13 protein-coding genes are annotated in these 15,466 nt (G+C 66.0%); 4 read left to right on the plus strand and 9 right to left on the minus strand.

All coding sequences use genetic code 11. The features are described 5' to 3' along the window. Nucleotides 1-24: 24 nt before the first annotated feature. Complete coding sequence (locus PKE80_RS05360; RefSeq protein ID WP_271181622.1) at nt 25-1,329, plus strand: FAD-dependent oxidoreductase; 1,305 nt, start codon at nt 25-27, stop codon at nt 1,327-1,329. 71 nt (nt 1,330-1,400) lie between these two features. On the opposite strand, the gene dnaN is transcribed toward PKE80_RS05360, so the two are convergent. From dnaN to PKE80_RS05390, 6 genes are all read right to left on the minus strand, one after another. Further along, nucleotides 1,401-2,519 (minus strand): DNA polymerase III subunit beta, encoded by a 1,119-nt coding sequence (gene dnaN / locus PKE80_RS05365; RefSeq protein WP_008830966.1) that lies wholly within the window; start codon nt 2,517-2,519, stop codon nt 1,401-1,403. A gap of 139 nt (nt 2,520-2,658) precedes the next feature. Continuing rightward, on the minus strand, nt 2,659-3,087 hold the full coding sequence (locus PKE80_RS05370; protein WP_271181623.1) for a hypothetical protein: 429 nt from the start codon (nt 3,085-3,087) through the stop codon (nt 2,659-2,661). 79 nt (nt 3,088-3,166) lie between these two features. Continuing rightward, a complete protein-coding gene (gene fabG, locus PKE80_RS05375) occupies nt 3,167-3,931 on the minus strand; it encodes a 3-oxoacyl-[acyl-carrier-protein] reductase (RefSeq protein WP_271181624.1) in 765 nt (254 codons plus the stop codon). A gap of 82 nt (nt 3,932-4,013) precedes the next feature. Beyond that, a complete protein-coding gene (gene fabD, locus PKE80_RS05380; protein ID WP_271181625.1) occupies nt 4,014-4,949 on the minus strand; it encodes an ACP S-malonyltransferase in 936 nt (311 codons plus the stop codon). Between the two features lie 116 nt (nt 4,950-5,065). Further along, nucleotides 5,066-5,593, minus strand: a complete 528-nt coding sequence (locus tag PKE80_RS05385; RefSeq protein ID WP_271181626.1) for a VOC family protein — start codon at nt 5,591-5,593, stop codon at nt 5,066-5,068. Between the two features lie 42 nt (nt 5,594-5,635). Next, on the minus strand, nt 5,636-6,445 hold the full coding sequence (locus PKE80_RS05390; protein WP_271181627.1) for an LD-carboxypeptidase: 810 nt from the start codon (nt 6,443-6,445) through the stop codon (nt 5,636-5,638). Nucleotides 6,446-6,503: 58 nt separating this feature from the next. Between PKE80_RS05390 and PKE80_RS05395 the strand changes: the two genes are divergently transcribed. Continuing rightward, nucleotides 6,504-7,928 carry a glutamate ligase domain-containing protein gene (locus tag PKE80_RS05395; RefSeq protein ID WP_271181628.1) on the plus strand — a complete coding sequence of 475 codons (1,425 nt, stop codon included), beginning with the start codon at nt 6,504-6,506 and terminating at the stop codon, nt 7,926-7,928. Nucleotides 7,929-8,066: 138 nt separating this feature from the next. Here the strand turns inward: PKE80_RS05395 and PKE80_RS05400 are convergent, their stop codons facing one another. Beyond that, complete coding sequence (locus tag PKE80_RS05400; RefSeq protein WP_271181629.1) at nt 8,067-9,011, minus strand: DUF808 domain-containing protein; 945 nt, start codon at nt 9,009-9,011, stop codon at nt 8,067-8,069. Nucleotides 9,012-9,184: 173 nt separating this feature from the next. Here PKE80_RS05400 and PKE80_RS05405 point away from each other — a divergent pair, with 173 nt between their 5' ends. Next, nucleotides 9,185-10,009 carry a flagellin N-terminal helical domain-containing protein gene (locus tag PKE80_RS05405; protein ID WP_036522625.1) on the plus strand — a complete coding sequence of 275 codons (825 nt, stop codon included), beginning with the start codon at nt 9,185-9,187 and terminating at the stop codon, nt 10,007-10,009. A gap of 444 nt (nt 10,010-10,453) precedes the next feature. On the opposite strand, the gene PKE80_RS05410 is transcribed toward PKE80_RS05405, so the two are convergent. Then, on the minus strand, nt 10,454-11,113 hold the full coding sequence (locus tag PKE80_RS05410) for a glutathione S-transferase (RefSeq protein WP_008832804.1): 660 nt from the start codon (nt 11,111-11,113) through the stop codon (nt 10,454-10,456). Between the two features lie 110 nt (nt 11,114-11,223). Here PKE80_RS05410 and PKE80_RS05415 point away from each other — a divergent pair, with 110 nt between their 5' ends. Next, entirely contained in the window at nt 11,224-12,459 is a 1,236-nt protein-coding gene (locus PKE80_RS05415) for a polyhydroxyalkanoate depolymerase (protein WP_271181630.1), read from the plus strand. Between the two features lie 143 nt (nt 12,460-12,602). Here the strand turns inward: PKE80_RS05415 and PKE80_RS05420 are convergent, their stop codons facing one another. Further along, nucleotides 12,603-15,257: a M1 family metallopeptidase gene (locus PKE80_RS05420; RefSeq protein ID WP_271181631.1), complete on the minus strand. Its 2,655-nt coding sequence runs from the start codon at nt 15,255-15,257 to the stop codon at nt 12,603-12,605. Nucleotides 15,258-15,466: the final 209 nt, after the last annotated feature.

Here is a 15,466-nt window from a genome sequence, read left to right on the forward strand (position 1 = left end):
CGGCCAGATACGGGAGACATAGCCATGCGGCACATCGCCATCGTCGGATCCGGCCCGGCGGGCTACTACACCGCCGAAGCCGCACTCAAGCAGTGGGGCGATGAGGTGCACGTCGATATATTCGACACTTTGCCCGTGCCCTTCGGTCTGATCCGCACCGGCGTCGCGCCCGACCATCAATCGATCAAGGCGGTCGCCCGTCGCTATGAAAACACGGCGCTCACCCGCAACGTCCGATTCGTCGGCAACGTGATGCTGGGCCGGGACGTGACGGTCGCCGAATTGCAGAACCTTTACGACGCCGTGGTCCTCGCCACCGGCGCGCCGCACGATCGCAAGCTCGGCCTGCCCGGTGAGCAATTGCCGGGCGTCTTCGGCTCCGCCGCCTTCGTCGGCTGGTACAACGGCCATCCGCAGTTCACCGGACTCGACCCGCAACTGGGCCACGACACCGCCGTCATCGTCGGCAACGGCAATGTCGCGCTTGACGTGGCGCGTATCCTCGCCAAGTCGGAGGCGGAGTTCGCGGGGTCTGACATCGTCGCCCATGCCCTCGCCGCCCTGCACAATTCGGCGGTGCGGCGCATCGTGATCCTCGGGCGGCGCGGACCGCATCAGATCGCGATGACGCCCAAGGAACTGGGCGAACTCGCCAAGCTGGAACGCGCGCACCCCGTAGTGGATGCCGCCGACCTGCCTCCGCTGGAAGCCGACGCGGGCCTCGATACGGGGCTTCGCAAATCCCTCGGTCTGCTGCGCGCCTTCGCGACCAACCAGAACCCGCGCGCCGATGACGTCACGGTCGAATTCGACTTCTTCGCCGCCCCGAAGGCCATCCTCGGCGACACCCATGTCGAAGCGGTGGAAGTGGAGCGCACCCGCCTGGAGAACGGCAAGGCCATCGGCACGGGAGAAACCTATCGCATCCCTGCCGGGATCGTCGTGGCCTGCATCGGCTATCAGACTTCGCCGATCCCCGACGTGCCCTATGACGAGCAGGGCGGCCGTTTCGCCAACATCGAAGGCCGCATCGCCCCCGGTCTCTACTGCGTGGGCTGGGCACGGCGCGGGCCGACCGGGACGATCGGCACCAACCGACCGGACGGCTTTGCCATCGTCGAGAAGATCGCGGCGGACATGAAGGGCGATTCCGGCAAACCGGGCCGCCCCGGCTTCGATGCCCTCGCGGAAGAACGCAGCATCCAGGTCGTCAAGTTCACCGACTGGCAGAAGATCGACGAAGCCGAAGTCGCCGCTGCCCGCGATGGCGCCCCGCGCGAGAAGTTCGTCGAACTGGAAAAGATGATCGAGGCCACCGGACGGGCCTGAACCCTTAGCCATGACAAAGAAAAAGGGCCGGAGCTTTCGCCCCGGCCCTTTTCTCTTGCCTGCCGCGAAGGTCAGACGCGCATCGGCATCAGCACGTAGAGCGCGGGGCTCTTGTCGTCCTGACGGATCAGCGTCGGCGCGGCCGCGTCGGCAAGGTGGAGTTCCACCGTGTCGCCGTCGATCTGACCGAGGATGTCCTTGAGGTAATTGGCGTTGAAGCCAATCTCGAAGCCTTCAGCGGCGTACTGCGCGGGCACTTCCTCCGCTGCCGTGCCATTGTCGGGCGAGGTGACCGACAGGGTGATCCGGTCGCTGTCCAGCGCCATCTTCACCGCGCGGGTCTTCTCGGTGGCGATCGTCGCCACGCGGTCCACGCCCTGGAAGAAGCTCTTGGGATCGACCTTGAGCAGCTTGTCGTTACCGGTCGGGATAACGCGGGTGTAGTCCGGGAACGTGCCGTCGATCAGCTTGCTGGTCAGCACCACGCCGTGCTCGCCGCCCAGCGTGAAGCGGATCTTGCTGGCAGACAGATCGACGAGCACGTTGGTGTCCAGCGCCTCTTCGAGCAGCTTGCGCAGTTCGCCTACGCATTTGCGCGGCACGATCACGTCGGGCATGCCTTCCGAGCCGTCCGGACGGGCGATGGTGAAGCGCGCCAGACGGTGACCGTCAGTGGCGGCGGCCTTCAGTTCCTCGTCGCTGACGTGCAGGAAGATACCGTTGAGGTAGTAGCGCGTCTCTTCGGTGGAGATCGCGAAACGGGTGCGGTCGATCAACTGTGCCAGCGTGGCGGCGGGCACCTCGAAGCTGGTCGGCAGTTCGCCTTCCGCGATCATCGGGAAGTCGTCGCGCGGCAGCGTCGGCAGCTGGAAGCGGCTGCGACCGGCCTTCACGACCATGCGGTTGTCCGCCGAATCGAGGCTGACCTGGCTGCCCTCGGGCAGCTTGCGCGCGATGTCGAACAGCAGATGCGCCGAGACGGTGATCGCACCCGCCTGCTCCACCGAAACCGCGCTCAGCGTTTCCACGACCTGCAGGTCGAGGTCGGTCGCCATGATCTTGAGCGCACCGCCGGCGGCGGCCTCGATCAGCACGTTCGAGAGGATCGGAATGGTATTGCGGCGCTCGACGACCGACTGCACGTGGGAAAGGCAGCGCAGCAGCGTGGAACGTTCGATAGTGGCCTTCATGACAGCCTCAAGTCCCCCTTGGTCGGGCACGGGATAAGGATATCCCTTAAATTCGGACGACTATCTCTAACGGGAGTCCGGAGCGCGGCAAGCCGGATGTGGGCGGAAAACCGCGAATCTGGGGATAAATCAAGGGTTCTTATGGAGAACTTGGCGAGGCGGAGCGTTCCACGTCCTTCCAGTCGAGCACCTGCACGCCGCCATGGCCATCGAGCCGAAAGTAGACCGAGCCATAACTGGAGCCGGGACTCAGCGTACTTGCACTGTAGATGACGTTGGCAAGCAAGGGTTTGGGCGACACATGTGGCCATACCGCTCCATTCTGGCCACGATAGCGCCCGCCCTTGAGAACTTGACCGTAGAACACCGGATAAGCGTTCTCGCAGGAATCGCGCCAGTCGAACCAGTAGGTTCCGGACGTGACTCGATCTTCGTCATCGCCGACCTCTAGATTCGCAGAAGGTCCGCTCTGTGCTCGGACATCGATCGAATAGAAGCAATCAGCGCGCGACCACCAGCCGCCCAAGGCATCGAAGGCCAGCCGCCCGCCGATCATCCGGGCCGTCATCTCATGCTCTGACGAGCACGATCCCAACGCCGCGAGCAAAGCCGCAAGCGCCGAAAACCGTGCCCACCGTTGCATCAGATCACACCATCACCATGCCACCGTTGACGTGCAGGGTCTGGCCGGTGACGTAGCCCGCTTCCCTGCTGGCAAGGTACACGGCGGCTGCGGCGATTTCGTCGCCCTCGCCCATGCGGCCGATCGGGATGCGGGCGTTGAGCGCGTCCTTCTGCGCGTCGGGCAGCACGTCGGTCATCGGCGTGCGGATGAAGCCCGGTGCGATGCAGTTCACCGTCACGCCGCGGCTGGCGATTTCCTGCGCGAGGCTCTTGGACATGGCGGTGATGCCGCCCTTGGCCGCGCAGTAGTTCATCTGGCCGGGGTTGCCGGTGGTGCCGACCACCGAGGTCACGTTGATGATGCGGCCATAGCGCGCCTTCATCATCGGCTTAGTCACGGCGCGCATCAGGCGGAAGGTCGATTCGAGGTTGATGCGGATCACCTGATCCCATTCCTCGTCCTTCATGCGCATCGCGAGGTTGTCGCGCGTGATGCCGGCATTGTTGACGAGAATGTCGATCTGGCCCAGCGACTCGAGCGCGGCGGGGACCAGCTTCTCGACCTGCTCGGCATCGCCCAGGTTGCAGGCGATGGAGACGTGGTCGACTTCCTGCAGATGCTGCGGGGTGTGCTCGTCGAGTTCTTCGCGGAAGGCGCGCAGCTTGTCGGCATTAGAGCCCGAGATTGCGAGGCGCGCACCTTGCGCCGCCAGCGCGCGGGCCACGGCCGAACCGATCCCGCCGCTTGCGCCGGTCACCAGGGCAGTCATTCCGTTGAGGTTGAACATGAGAAACTCCTAGATCGCCATCCCGGCGATGCTTCATCTGACGGCGTGCGGCCCCGGGTCAAGCCCGGGGCCATGCGGAAAATCAGAGGCTCTTGGCCAGCTCCTCGATTTCAGCCATCGAGATCGCGGCCACGACGTCCACCTCGCCCGCCGAGCGCTTGATCATCGGGCCGACGACCTTGCCGCCGATCTCGACGAAGCGCTCCACGCCCGCCGCGTGCATCGCGATCGCGCTCTCGCGCCAGCGGACGCGGCCGGTGACCTGCTCCACCAGCAGGCGCTGGACTTCGGCCGGGTCGGTCACGACCGAAGCCGTCACGTTGGCGAACAGCGCCACCCGCAGCGCGCCCGGAGGGGTCGCGGCAAGCGCCTCGGCCATGGCGTCGGCGGCGGGCTGCATCAGCGGGCAGTGGAACGGTGCCGAGACCGGCAGCGCGATGCCGCGCTTGATGCCGTGATCCTTGACCAGCGCGATGGCGCGCTCGATCGCTTCCTTGTGGCCCGAGATCACGACCTGCGTGGGGTCATTGTCGTTGGCTACGGTGCAGACCTGACCTTCGGCCGCCGCTTCGGCGAGCGCAGTGGCCTTCTCGATGTCGGCGCCCAGCAACGCGGCCATGGCGCCCACGCCAACCGGCACGGCGGCCTGCATCGACTGGCCGCGCAGCTTCAGCAGGCGCGCGGTGTCGGCGAGGCTGAAGGCCCCTGCGGCGCAGAGCGCGGTGTACTCACCCAGCGAGTGACCGGCGACGAAGTCCGCCTTGTCGGCGAGGCTGATGCCGCCTTCCTTCTCCAGCACGCGCAGCACCGCGATGGCGTTGGCCATGATCGCAGGCTGGGCGTTCTCGGTGAGGGTGAGCTGGTCCTCGGGGCCTTCGCTCATGATGCGGAAGAGGTTCTGGCCGAGCGCTTCGTCGACCTCCTGGAAGACCTCGCGCGCGACGGCGCTGGCCTGTGCGAGTTCGGCACCCATGCCGACCTTCTGGCTACCCTGTCCGGGGAAAACGAATGCACGCATCTGCGACCGCTCCTTGGCTTGCACGGCGGGCGCGAGCCTCTCGCCGATTGCGAATCGATTGTGGCGCGGCGGGTTATTGACCTTGGCCGCTCAGGGCAAGCCCTGAGACACGCACGTCACCCGAAAGCGATGTCCTGGGTGACGCCCTTCGAGAAGTCGCCCGCCTTGCGCCGCACGTATTCGTAGAAGCCCTTGAGGTTGTCGGTCGGCTCGTACAATTCGAGCATGTGCCCGTAAGTTGCTATCGTATCGAGGAAAACGTAACGGAACCCGTCGGTCATCTGCGCGTCTAGCGCCAGCGTAGCCCCTCGCCCGGTGAAGTCGGCGACGGCTGCATCCAGATTATCGACGAACAAGGCTACGTGATGCAGTCCCTCCCTCCCCGAGCCTTCCGGATAGAGGTCATGAAAGGCCGAAGGGCCGGGATTGTTCTGCTGGCAGAACTCGATCATCACTTCGCCCCACTGGCCGTAGGCGCTGGAGTGATCGAGTTCGCGCTCTACCCCGCGATGGACAGCGCGGGTCAGCGCGATATGGTCGGCCACGTAGTAAGGCCCGGAGCCGAAGGCCGCGGAATGGGCCCGCGCGGCGGCGCGCACATCCGGCACGAAGTAGGCGATCTGGCGGATCGGCAAGGGCGCCATCAGTCTCTCCCGTTCTGTTTGAGCCGGAGAGTGGCGTCTTCGTCAGCCGAAGGGAACTATCTTATTTGCGGCATCGTGGCCGATGTCCGCCGCGCCAAGGAAAGCGATCGCGTGGCGTTCGCACCAGTAGCGCGCGATCTGCTCGGCATCGGTGCCGAAGGGGCGGTCGTTCTCCGGCACGTCGCTGACGCGGCCGAGGCGAAGGCCCGCGATACCGCCGAGATGCGCGGTCGCGTGGAAGAACAGGCGGTCGACGGCGTAGAGATATTCCGAGACTTCCTCCACCATGACCACGTGGTTGGCGAGCCCCGGCATCAGCCGCGTGCCACCAAGCATGGCCAGCGTCATCAGGTTGAAGGCGGCGACGGCGTGGCGCTCGCCGCCAAGCGAGGGTTCCAGGCCGTCCCTTTCGCCCGAAAGATAGGCAAGCGCACGGCGAACCGCGTCGGCGCCACCTGCGCGCCGAATGTCCGCCAGCATGGGGCCGTGGACGGGCTTGCCGATCCTCTCGCGATAGAGCCCGCCAAGCAGATAGCCTGCGTCCGAATAACCGAGGTAGGTCTTGCCGACCGCCGCATGACCCATCTGCTCCAGCGCGGCCTCCGCAATCCGGCACGCACCGTAGCCGCCCCGCGCGAACCACACGGCATCGACGGATGGATCGTTGGCGCACTCCAGCAGAGCACCGAGGCGTTGTTCGTCAGTTCCGGCGAAGTGCCCTTCCTGCGCGAAGCATTGCTCGTGAACGACGAGTTCCATGCCGGGAAACTCGGCAGCGGCGAGCGCGAGCACGGCCTCGGCATCCTCGCGGGTGATCGGGGTGGACGGTGCGCAGACGGCGATACGTGTCATGCCATGCATTCCTATCGAGGTTGTCACGGCGGGCAAGGCCGCATACGGCTTGCGGTCTATGACCGACCTGCCAACGCCCTCCAGCGACCTCACTACTCACCCCTGGTTCTTCTGCGGCATCGGCGGCTCCGGCATGCTGCCGCTGGCGCTGATCCTCAAGGGCCACGGCGCGAGCATCGGCGGCTCGGACCGCAGCCGCGACCAGGGCCGGACGCCCGAGAAGTTCGCCTGGCTCGAATCGCTGGGCTTCGAACTGTTCCCGCAGGACGGCAGCGGCGTGACCTCGGCCGAGCAAACGCTGGTGGCCTCGGCTGCGGTGGAGGACACTGTGCCCGAAGTGGTACGGGCGACGCAGCTCGGGTGCCCCCGGATGAGCCGCGCGCAGTTGCTGGCGACACTGTTCAATGCCGCGCCCTTCGGCGTGGCCATTGGCGGCACCTCGGGCAAATCGACCGTCACCGGCATGACCGGCTGGATCATGACCGCGGCAGGTCGCGATCCGACGATCATGAACGGCGCGGTGATGAAGAACTTCGTCAGCCCCGATGCGCCCTTTGCCAGTGCCCGCGTCGGACAGGGTGATGCCTTCGTGTCAGAGGTGGACGAGAGCGACGGCTCGATCGCGCTCTATCGCCCCAAGGTGGCGGTGCTGGGCAACGTCAGCCTCGATCACAAGAGCCTCGAGGAACTGCGCGAGTTGTTCGGCGACTTCCTCGCCCGCGCCGAAGTATCGGCGATCAACCTCGACGATGCGGAAACCGCCGCACTAGCCCATCGGGCGCGCTCGCTGGTGACCTTCGGGATCACTTCGCCCGACGCCCAGATCGCCGCGATCGACGTGGTCGAGGAGCCGACTTCGCTGTCCGCCACGATCCTCGACAGGCGCGAGGGCACCGAGCATGCGCTGACACTGAAGGTGCCCGGCCGCCACAACCTCTACAATGCGCTCGCCGCGATCGCTGCCGCCAATGCCGCAGGCGTGCCGGTGGCCGAGGCGGTGGTCGCGCTCGGCAGTTTCGTAGGGCTGGCGCGGCGCTTCGACGTGGTGGGCATCTCGCCCTCGGGAATCGCGGTGATCGACGACTTCGGGCACAATCCTGACAAGGTCTCGGCGACGCTCTCGACGCTCAAGGTACATCCGGGCCGCGTCATCGCGCTCTTCCAGCCGCACGGTTATGGTCCCTTGCGGCAGATGGGCGCCGAACTGGCCGAAGTCATCGCCCGCAAGCTGGGCCCGGACGACCTGACCATCCTGTGCGACCCGGTCTACTTCGGCGGCACCGTGGATCGCAGCGAAGGCTCTGAGCGGATCGTCCGGCTGATCGAAAGCCATGGCGGCAAGGCGGAGTATGTCCCTGCCCGCGAGGACTGCGCCGCGAGGATCGCGGAGATCGCCCGTCCCGGCGACCGCGTGGTCATCATGGGCGCACGCGACGATACACTGACGGTGTTTGCGAAGGATGTTCTGGCAGCTTTGCCCTGACGTCGTCCCGGACTTGATCCGGGACCGGTGGCAGTCTTGAGGCGAGGGCTATCAGCGGGGCGCCTCGCTTCGTTCCGGGCTGTCCACGGCCAGCGGTCCCGGATCAAGTCCGGGACGACACCGCCTGCAAACGCCGCCTCAGTGCCCCTTGCCGCGCGCCTTGGCGACGAGGTGGACGATCACCGCCACCACCGCGCCGAGCACCAGCCCGACCACCGCCGAAGCCAGCGCATAGCCCAGCCAGCCGAACACCGGCCCCACCGGCCCGGTTGCCTCGGCCAGCGCGTGCTGGATACCGTGCGAGACATGGGCAGGCCCGGGGACGCCCAGTTCCTCGAGCCCATGGAGGATAATCCCGCCGCCGACCCACAGCATCGCCACCGTGCCGACGCTGCCCAGAACCTTGAGCACGATCGGCATGGCCTTCAGCAGCCCGCGCCCCAGCGCCTGCGCGCTCGCGCCCGGCTTCTTGGTCAGGTGCAGGCCGACGTCGTCCATCTTCACGATCAGCGCCACCGCGCCATAGACGCCGATGGTGATGAGAATGCCCACCACCGCCAGTGCCACAGCGCGGGCGATGAAGCTGGAATCCTCCACTTGCGACAGCGCGATCGCCATGATCTCAGCCGAGAGGATCAGGTCGGTGCGGATCGCCCCGGCAACGCGGGTCTTCTCGAAAGTGGTGACATCGCTCACCGGATCGTCCAGCGTCTCGCCGTGCTTCTCGCCGCCCAGCTTCTCCAGCACCTTCTCGGCGCCCTCGAACGCGAGGTAGAGGCCGCCCGCCATCAGGATCGGGGTGATCGCCATCGGCAGGAAGGCGCTCAGCAGCAGCGCTACCGGCAGCAGGATCACCAGCTTGTTGAACAGCGAGCCCTTTGTGATCTTCCAGATGATCGGCAGTTCGCGATCGGGCGTGAAGCCGGTGACGTAGCCCGGCGTCACCGCCGCATCGTCGATCACCACGCCCGCCGCCTTGGTCCCGGCCTTGGCCACCCCCGCCGCCACGTCGTCCATGGAGGCGGCAGCGGCACGAGCGATGACCGCAACGTCGTCAAGCAGGGCGACAAGGCCGGAAGGCATTCTATTTCCTTTTGTTTGCAAGTGCGAACGAAGCCGCTGCATGCGGGGTAATCAGTCTGCGATCAAGCGAAAGCGAAACGGACTTAAATCCTGCGCGCACCCGCCGTTCTTCTCGACATGTGAAGAGCGCTCCACTTCCGGGGCCGCTCGAAAGGCTTACCGGGGTTCAACACATGTCAGTCATCAACACCAACATCAGCGCGATCCGCGCCTCGAACGCTTCGAATTCGGCCAACAAGGCTCTCGGCACCGCGATGGAGCGCCTGTCGACCGGCAAGCGCATCAACTCGGCCAAGGACGATGCGGCGGGCCTCGCCATCTCGACCTCGATGACCTCGCAGATCCGCGGCATGAGCCAAGGCATCCGCAACGCCAACGACGGCATCTCGCTGGCGCAGACCGCCGAAGGCACGCTGTCGGAAGTCGGCAACATGCTGCAGCGCGTGCGCGAACTGGCGATCCAGTCGGCCTCGGGCACCTACCAGACCTCGGACCGCGCGGCGATGCAGCAGGAAGTGACCGCGCTCACCACGCAGATCAACGACAGCTTCACGCAGGCCAAGTTCAACGGCAACACGCTGATCTCGACCACCGCGGGCGCCGACCTCACCTTCAACATCCAGACCGGCTCGCAGGGCGGCCAGCAGGTCGTGCTGACCTCCAAGGCGATCGACGGCACCAAGGTCTCGGCGACTGCCCTCGACGTGACCGATGCGACCAAGGCGGCGACCACGCTCACCAACGTCGATGCGGCGCTGTCGGACGTCAACGCCACCCGCGCCTCGCTCGGTGCCGGCCAGAACCGCCTCGAATCGGCGATCAACAACCTGACCAACACCACCACCAACCTGGCCGACGCCCGCAGCCGCATCGAGGACGCCGATTACTCGGCCGAAACCACCGCGATGGCCAAGGCGCAGATCCTCAGCCAGGCATCCACCGCGATGCTCGCACAGGCCAACCAGAGCCAGCAGAACGTCCTCTCGCTGCTGCGCTAAGAGACTGGATACAAGCCTTCCCGTCCCCCGGAAGGCCCGGAAGCCCGGCGGTCGTTTCCCCCGACCGTCGGGCGTTTCCGTGTCTGCACAAGGTGACAGGTTTACACGGTTTACACGGTCCAGAGGGCAAAGGTGTCACCTTAGGGCCGGAATGTGTCACCTTAGGAGCGTAAGGTGACACATTTTGCGGACGATGTGTCACCTTACGCGAAGGAAGTGTCACCTTGTGGTGTAACCTTGTGGAGTGCGAGGCGGTTCGGCAGGGCATGGGGCGCAATGTATCGGATGCCGCCTGGTGTAGGAAAGCGGACCAGGCATATCCTCCCTGTCGCGCAGCGATGGGGAGGTGGCAGCGACGCAGTCGCTGACGGAGGGGGATCAACCCCTCCACCACCCGCTTCGCGGGCGGTCCCCCTCCCCATCGCTTCGCGACAGGGAGGATGCTCAGAACTCTACGTCGAGTTCTTCCATCTCTTCCGGCTCGGCCTTGGCGGCGGCGATCCATTCGCGCATCGGGTCCCATTCGGCGATGGTCAGGCAATAGGCCTCGCACGGTTCCGGCAGCGCCACCGCGTAGCTGACGAAGCGCGTCGTCACCGGGGCATACATCGCGTCCGCCACGGTCGGCTGCGCCCCGAACAGGAACGGGCCGCCGTAACGATCGAGGCACTCGAGCCAGATCGCCTCGATCCGCTCGATGTCGGGACGCGCGCCGGAGAACACCGGGAACTTCGCATGGCGCACCTTCAGGTTCATCGGCAGCGCCGAGCGCAAGTTGGTGAAGCCCGAGTGGATCTCTCCCGATATCGAGCGGCAATGCGCTCGTGCGATCGGGTCGGCCGGAAGCATCTGCGCATCGGGAAACCGCTCGTTGAGGAACTCCGCGATCGCCAGCGTGTCCCACACGCTCGCTCCCTGCCACGTCAGGCGCGGCACCAGCACCGAGGGCGAGAGCAGCAGCAGTTCCGCGCGGTTGGCGGCATCGTTGGCGACCATCTTCTCGGTCACCTCCAGCCCGGCAAGACGGCACAGCAGCCAGCCGCGCAGCGACCATGCCGAATAGGTCTTGCTGGAGATCGTCAGCGTAGCACCGGAATCGACCATGACCTGCCCCTTCATTCAGCTTGCATCGGGTTATGATGCAGCGCAGCATGATTGTACAACCGTTTGCGTGCACACTCGCCGAATCGCGAGGTGCCTGAGGGATATTGCGGATGCTCTATGACGCCTACCAGGCTTATTGCGACGTCCTGACCCCGGCGCGCCTGACCGCACGCGCGGCGACCGGTTTTCGCGACAAGTTCCTGGGCGGGGCGAAGACGATGCCGATGGCGCGCCGCCTCTTCGCTCTGGCCGAGACGTTCGACAAATCGACGATCACCCACAAGCGCCCGCCTTACGACATCGATGAAGTGCTCTGCGGCAATACCATGACGCCGGTGGTCGAGGACGTGGCGCTGGCCCTGCCCTTCGGCGATCTGCTCCACTTCGCCAAGCCGGAGGTGACCACGCCGCAACCCAAAGTGCTGGTGGTGGCGCCGCTTTCGGGCCACTTCGCCACGCTTCTGCGCAATACGGTCGCGACGCTGCTGCGCGACCACGACGTCTACATCACCGACTGGAAGAACGCGCGCGACGTGCCGCTCTCCGCAGGCAAGTTCGGGCTGGACGAATACATCGACTACGTCATTCGCTTCCTGCAGGAGATCGGCGATCCGGCGGCAAGGCGCGGCGCCAACGTGCTGGCGGTGTGCCAGCCTTGCGTGCCGGTGCTGGCGGCGGTGGCCATCATGGCGCAGGACGACGACCCGTGCCAGCCGCGCACCATGTCGCTGCTTGGCGGGCCGGTGGACGTACGCGAATCCCCCACGGTGGTGAACGAGCTTGCCAATGCGCAGAGCTACGACTGGTTCGAAAACAACCTCATCCACACCGTTCCGTGGCGCTACAAGGGCGGTGGACGCAAGGTCTATCCGGGGTTCATCCAGCTCACCGCGTTCATGTCGATGAACATGGGGCGGCACAATGCGCAGTTCCGCAAGCTCTACCAGCACCTCGCCGACCTGGAGATGGACGAAGCGGCGAAGATCGAGGACTTCTACGACGAGTACCTCGCGGTGCTGGACATGACGGCGGAATTCTACCTCGAAACCATCGACCGGGTGTTCCAGCAGGCGCAGCTGGCGAAGGGCGAACTGGTGCACCGCGGCCGCCGGGTGGACTGCGCGGCGATCCGCAAGACCGCGCTGCTCACCGTCGAGGGCGAGCGCGACGATATCTGCGCAGTGGGCCAGACGGCGGCGGCGCACCTGCTGTGCACCAGCCTGCGGCCGCACCTGAAGCGCCACCACCTGCAACCGGGGGTGGGCCACTACGGCGTGTTCTCGGGCTCGAAGTGGGAGCGCGAGGTCTATCCGCAAGTGCGCAGCATGATCCTGGCAATGGCGTGAAAGCCAAATCCTCCCTGTTGCGAAACAATGGGGAGGTGGCAGCCCGCAGGGTTGACGGAGGGGGCGTCATCTCCCCCTCCACCACCGCCTGCGGCGGCTGTCCCCCTCCCCATCGCTACGCGACGGGGAGGGTGAAGCGCTCCTCAATACCCCTGCTTCGCCAGCCAGGCGTCCACTTCCGGCATGCGGGTCTGGCCGACCTGGATGCGGTTCTGGATCTTGGCGATCGCCTCGTCCACCGGACGGCGCGAACCGGCCGCGAGGCGCTGCTTCGCATAGGCGTCCAGCTTGGCCGGCATCGCCGGATCGGAACTGCCGGTGGCCAGGCGCCCGACGTAGCGCGTCGCACCCGAGCTATCGACGCGGCTCATCACCGCATCGTAGTTGGCGAGGACGAAGTCGAACGCCTGCTCGGGATGCTCGCCGCCGACGGCGCTGACGATCACCGGGCTGGTGGTCACGCCCGGCTCGTCGGTGAGCGACAGGGCCAGCGCCTTGTCGGCCAGCGCCTTGTCGTTGGCGCGGCCCAGCAGCGAGTAGAGCGTGGTCTTGACCTGCGCCGAGGTCTCTTCCTGCGCCATCGTGTGCAGCTTGTCCCAGGTCGCCGCGTCCGCGTTCTTCGCGACGACGGTGAGCACCGCGACCTTCACCGAGGGATCGATCGAGGCCGGATCGGCGAAGCGGCGACGTGCCTCGGCGACCACCGAGGGTTCGCCCAGCGTGCCCAGTGTATCGATCAGCGTGGCGCGCAGGTCGCCGGCGGTGGCCTGCTCGTCCGCCTTCGGCTCCCAGCCGAGCGTGTTCAGCACCGGCAGCAGGCGCTTCGTGGCGAAGCGCGAGAGAGCCGCCTTGCGCTTCGCGTTGTCCTTGGCGAAGTCGGCGAGGCCGCCGATCACCTTCGCCGCGCGCTCCATCACTTGCGGCGAGGCATTGGCGGGCAGGTTCTTCACCACGTCGAGCATGTCGGCCATCGGCTGGTTGCCCGCGTAGCCGAGCGCCACCGCATCGTTGAGGATGCCGAGCTGGTCGACCGGCTGCACCGAAGCGATGCCCTTGACCAGACCCGCGAAGGTCTTCGCATCATAGAGCACGCGGTAGTAGCCCGACTGGCCCGCATTGACGACGACCGGACCGCAGCCCGCGACCTTGAGCGAACCCTTGCCCTGCAGCAGCGTCTCGGCCCTGGTGTCGTCCGTGCCCGCAGCGCTGACCGGCACGCGCCAGGCGAGCGGCTGCTTGTCGGCGCGGTCGCGGGTGAACTCGCCCTGCTCCAGCGCCAGCGTGGTCGAGCCGGCTGCGCACGAGGACGTCACCTTCACCAGCGGAATGCCCGGCTGCAGCGTGAAGTCGTGCGCGATCTGGCTGATCGGCTTGCCCGAAGCCTTGTCGATCTCGCGCCACAGGTCGTCGGTGACGGTGTTGGAGTGCTTGTAGCGCGCCATGTAGGCCTGCACGCCCTTCTGCCACTCGTCCGAACCGGCATAGGCTTCGAGCATGCGGATCACCGCCTCGCCCTTGGCGTAGGTGATGTTGTCGAAGGCCTGGCTGGCCTCTTCCACGGTGGCGATGTGGTGGATGATCGGGTGGGTGGTGACGTAGGCGTCCTGGTCCATGGCGCGCTCACGCTCGCCGGTGGCGGTCAGTTCGGGGTGCCATTCGGGGTGGAACTTGGCCGCCGCGCGGCTTTCCATCCACGAGGCGAAGCCCTCGTTCAACCACAGGTCGTCCCACCACGACATCGTGACGAGATCGCCGAACCACTGGTGCGCCATTTCATGCGCGACGACCGTGAAGATGCGCTGGCGCAGCGCGTTCGACGCGATCTTGGGATCGAGCAGCATCGCGTTCTCGAAGTAGAAGATGCCGCCCCAGTTCTCCATGGCGGAGAAGAACTGGCTACGACCCGGCGCCGCGATGTGGTCGAGCTTGGGCAGCGGGTACTTCTCGCCGAAGTATTCGTTCATCCACGGCAGCAGGTCGACCGAGGCGCCCAGCGCGTAATCCGCCTGCGCCAGATCGCCCTTCTTGGTGAGCACGCCCACTTCGGTGTCGCCCGCCATCTTGGTCTTGCGCTCGAAATCGCCGAGGCCGAAGAACAGCAGGTAGGTCGACATCTTGGGGCTGGTGCCGAAGGTCACCAGCGCCTTGCCGCCCCCCAGGTCCTTGCGGCTTTCCACCGGCAGGTTGCCGACGGCGACTTCCTCGGTCGGCACCACGGTCTTGAGGCTGAAGGTGGCCTTGTAGAACGGCTCATCCCACGAGGGCATGAAGCGGCGCGCGTCCGAGTTCTCGAACTGGGTGAACAGCGCGCGCTTGGCCGAACCGTCGGCCGCCTTGTAGTCCAGCGCGAAGAGGCCGTAGGCCTGCGTATTGATCTTGCCCGCATAGTCGATCGACAGCACGTAGCTGCCCGGCGCGATGGGCTTGGCAAACGTGAAGGTCGCGGTCTGCGCGGCCTCGTCGAGCGAGACGGTGGGCGTACCGGCCTTCTTGCCCGATTTGGTCAGTGCCGCCTTGGCGATCGTCAGTTCGGCCGCCTGCAGCGTGATCGTCTGCGTCGCCTCGACCACGTCGACCGTGATCGCCGCCTTGCCCGCGAAGGTCATCGCCTTGGCATCGGGAGTGACGGTGATGTCGTAGTGGCTGGGGCGAACGCTGCGCGGAAGCTGCGTGGTCACCGTCTCCGCCGTTGCGCCCTTGGTTGTGGAAGCAGTGCCAACTTCCTGCGCGGAAACGGAAAACGGAAGGGCAACGCCGGCGAGAAGCGCCAGCGCGGCGCGACGATACGGTTTCTTCATGGACGACTCACACCAGATGGGGGGATGACGCCTTGCTAACGTCCTGTCGTGAGCGCGCAACAATTTACCTGTTGTGTGCAATTTTAAACGCTGCGGGAGTCACAGGGCCCACCCCGTCCGGCTAGGCAGCAAGCTGCCAAGCCTTCCGGCCCTCGCGCGAGCGGGAAGGCTGACCTCACTTCTCCCCTCCCGCCTGCGGGAGGGGCCGG

The sequence above is a fragment of the Novosphingobium resinovorum genome (assembly GCF_027922145.1).
Taxonomy (GTDB): Bacteria; Pseudomonadota; Alphaproteobacteria; order Sphingomonadales; family Sphingomonadaceae; genus Novosphingobium; species Novosphingobium resinovorum.

What these genes read in the sequence shown, in the direction of transcription:
- fabD (WP_271181625.1), bottom strand. Translation starts at nt 4,949, where the DNA reads ATGCGTGCATTCGTTTTCCCCGGACAGGGTAGCCAGAAGGTCGGCATG.
- PKE80_RS05420 (WP_271181631.1), bottom strand. Translation starts at nt 15,257, where the DNA reads ATGAAGAAACCGTATCGTCGCGCCGCGCTGGCGCTTCTCGCCGGCGTT.
- dnaN (WP_008830966.1), bottom strand. Translation starts at nt 2,519, where the DNA reads ATGAAGGCCACTATCGAACGTTCCACGCTGCTGCGCTGCCTTTCCCAC.
- PKE80_RS05360 (WP_271181622.1), top strand. Translation starts at nt 25, where the DNA reads ATGCGGCACATCGCCATCGTCGGATCCGGCCCGGCGGGCTACTACACC.
- PKE80_RS05410 (WP_008832804.1), bottom strand. Translation starts at nt 11,113, where the DNA reads ATGGTCGATTCCGGTGCTACGCTGACGATCTCCAGCAAGACCTATTCG.
- PKE80_RS05405 (WP_036522625.1), top strand. Translation starts at nt 9,185, where the DNA reads ATGTCAGTCATCAACACCAACATCAGCGCGATCCGCGCCTCGAACGCT.
- PKE80_RS05415 (WP_271181630.1), top strand. Translation starts at nt 11,224, where the DNA reads ATGCTCTATGACGCCTACCAGGCTTATTGCGACGTCCTGACCCCGGCG.
- PKE80_RS05390 (WP_271181627.1), bottom strand. Translation starts at nt 6,445, where the DNA reads ATGACACGTATCGCCGTCTGCGCACCGTCCACCCCGATCACCCGCGAG.
- PKE80_RS05395 (WP_271181628.1), top strand. Translation starts at nt 6,504, where the DNA reads ATGACCGACCTGCCAACGCCCTCCAGCGACCTCACTACTCACCCCTGG.
- fabG (WP_271181624.1), bottom strand. Translation starts at nt 3,931, where the DNA reads ATGTTCAACCTCAACGGAATGACTGCCCTGGTGACCGGCGCAAGCGGC.
- PKE80_RS05370 (WP_271181623.1), bottom strand. Translation starts at nt 3,087, where the DNA reads ATGACGGCCCGGATGATCGGCGGGCGGCTGGCCTTCGATGCCTTGGGC.
- PKE80_RS05385 (WP_271181626.1), bottom strand. Translation starts at nt 5,593, where the DNA reads ATGGCGCCCTTGCCGATCCGCCAGATCGCCTACTTCGTGCCGGATGTG.
- PKE80_RS05400 (WP_271181629.1), bottom strand. Translation starts at nt 9,011, where the DNA reads ATGCCTTCCGGCCTTGTCGCCCTGCTTGACGACGTTGCGGTCATCGCT.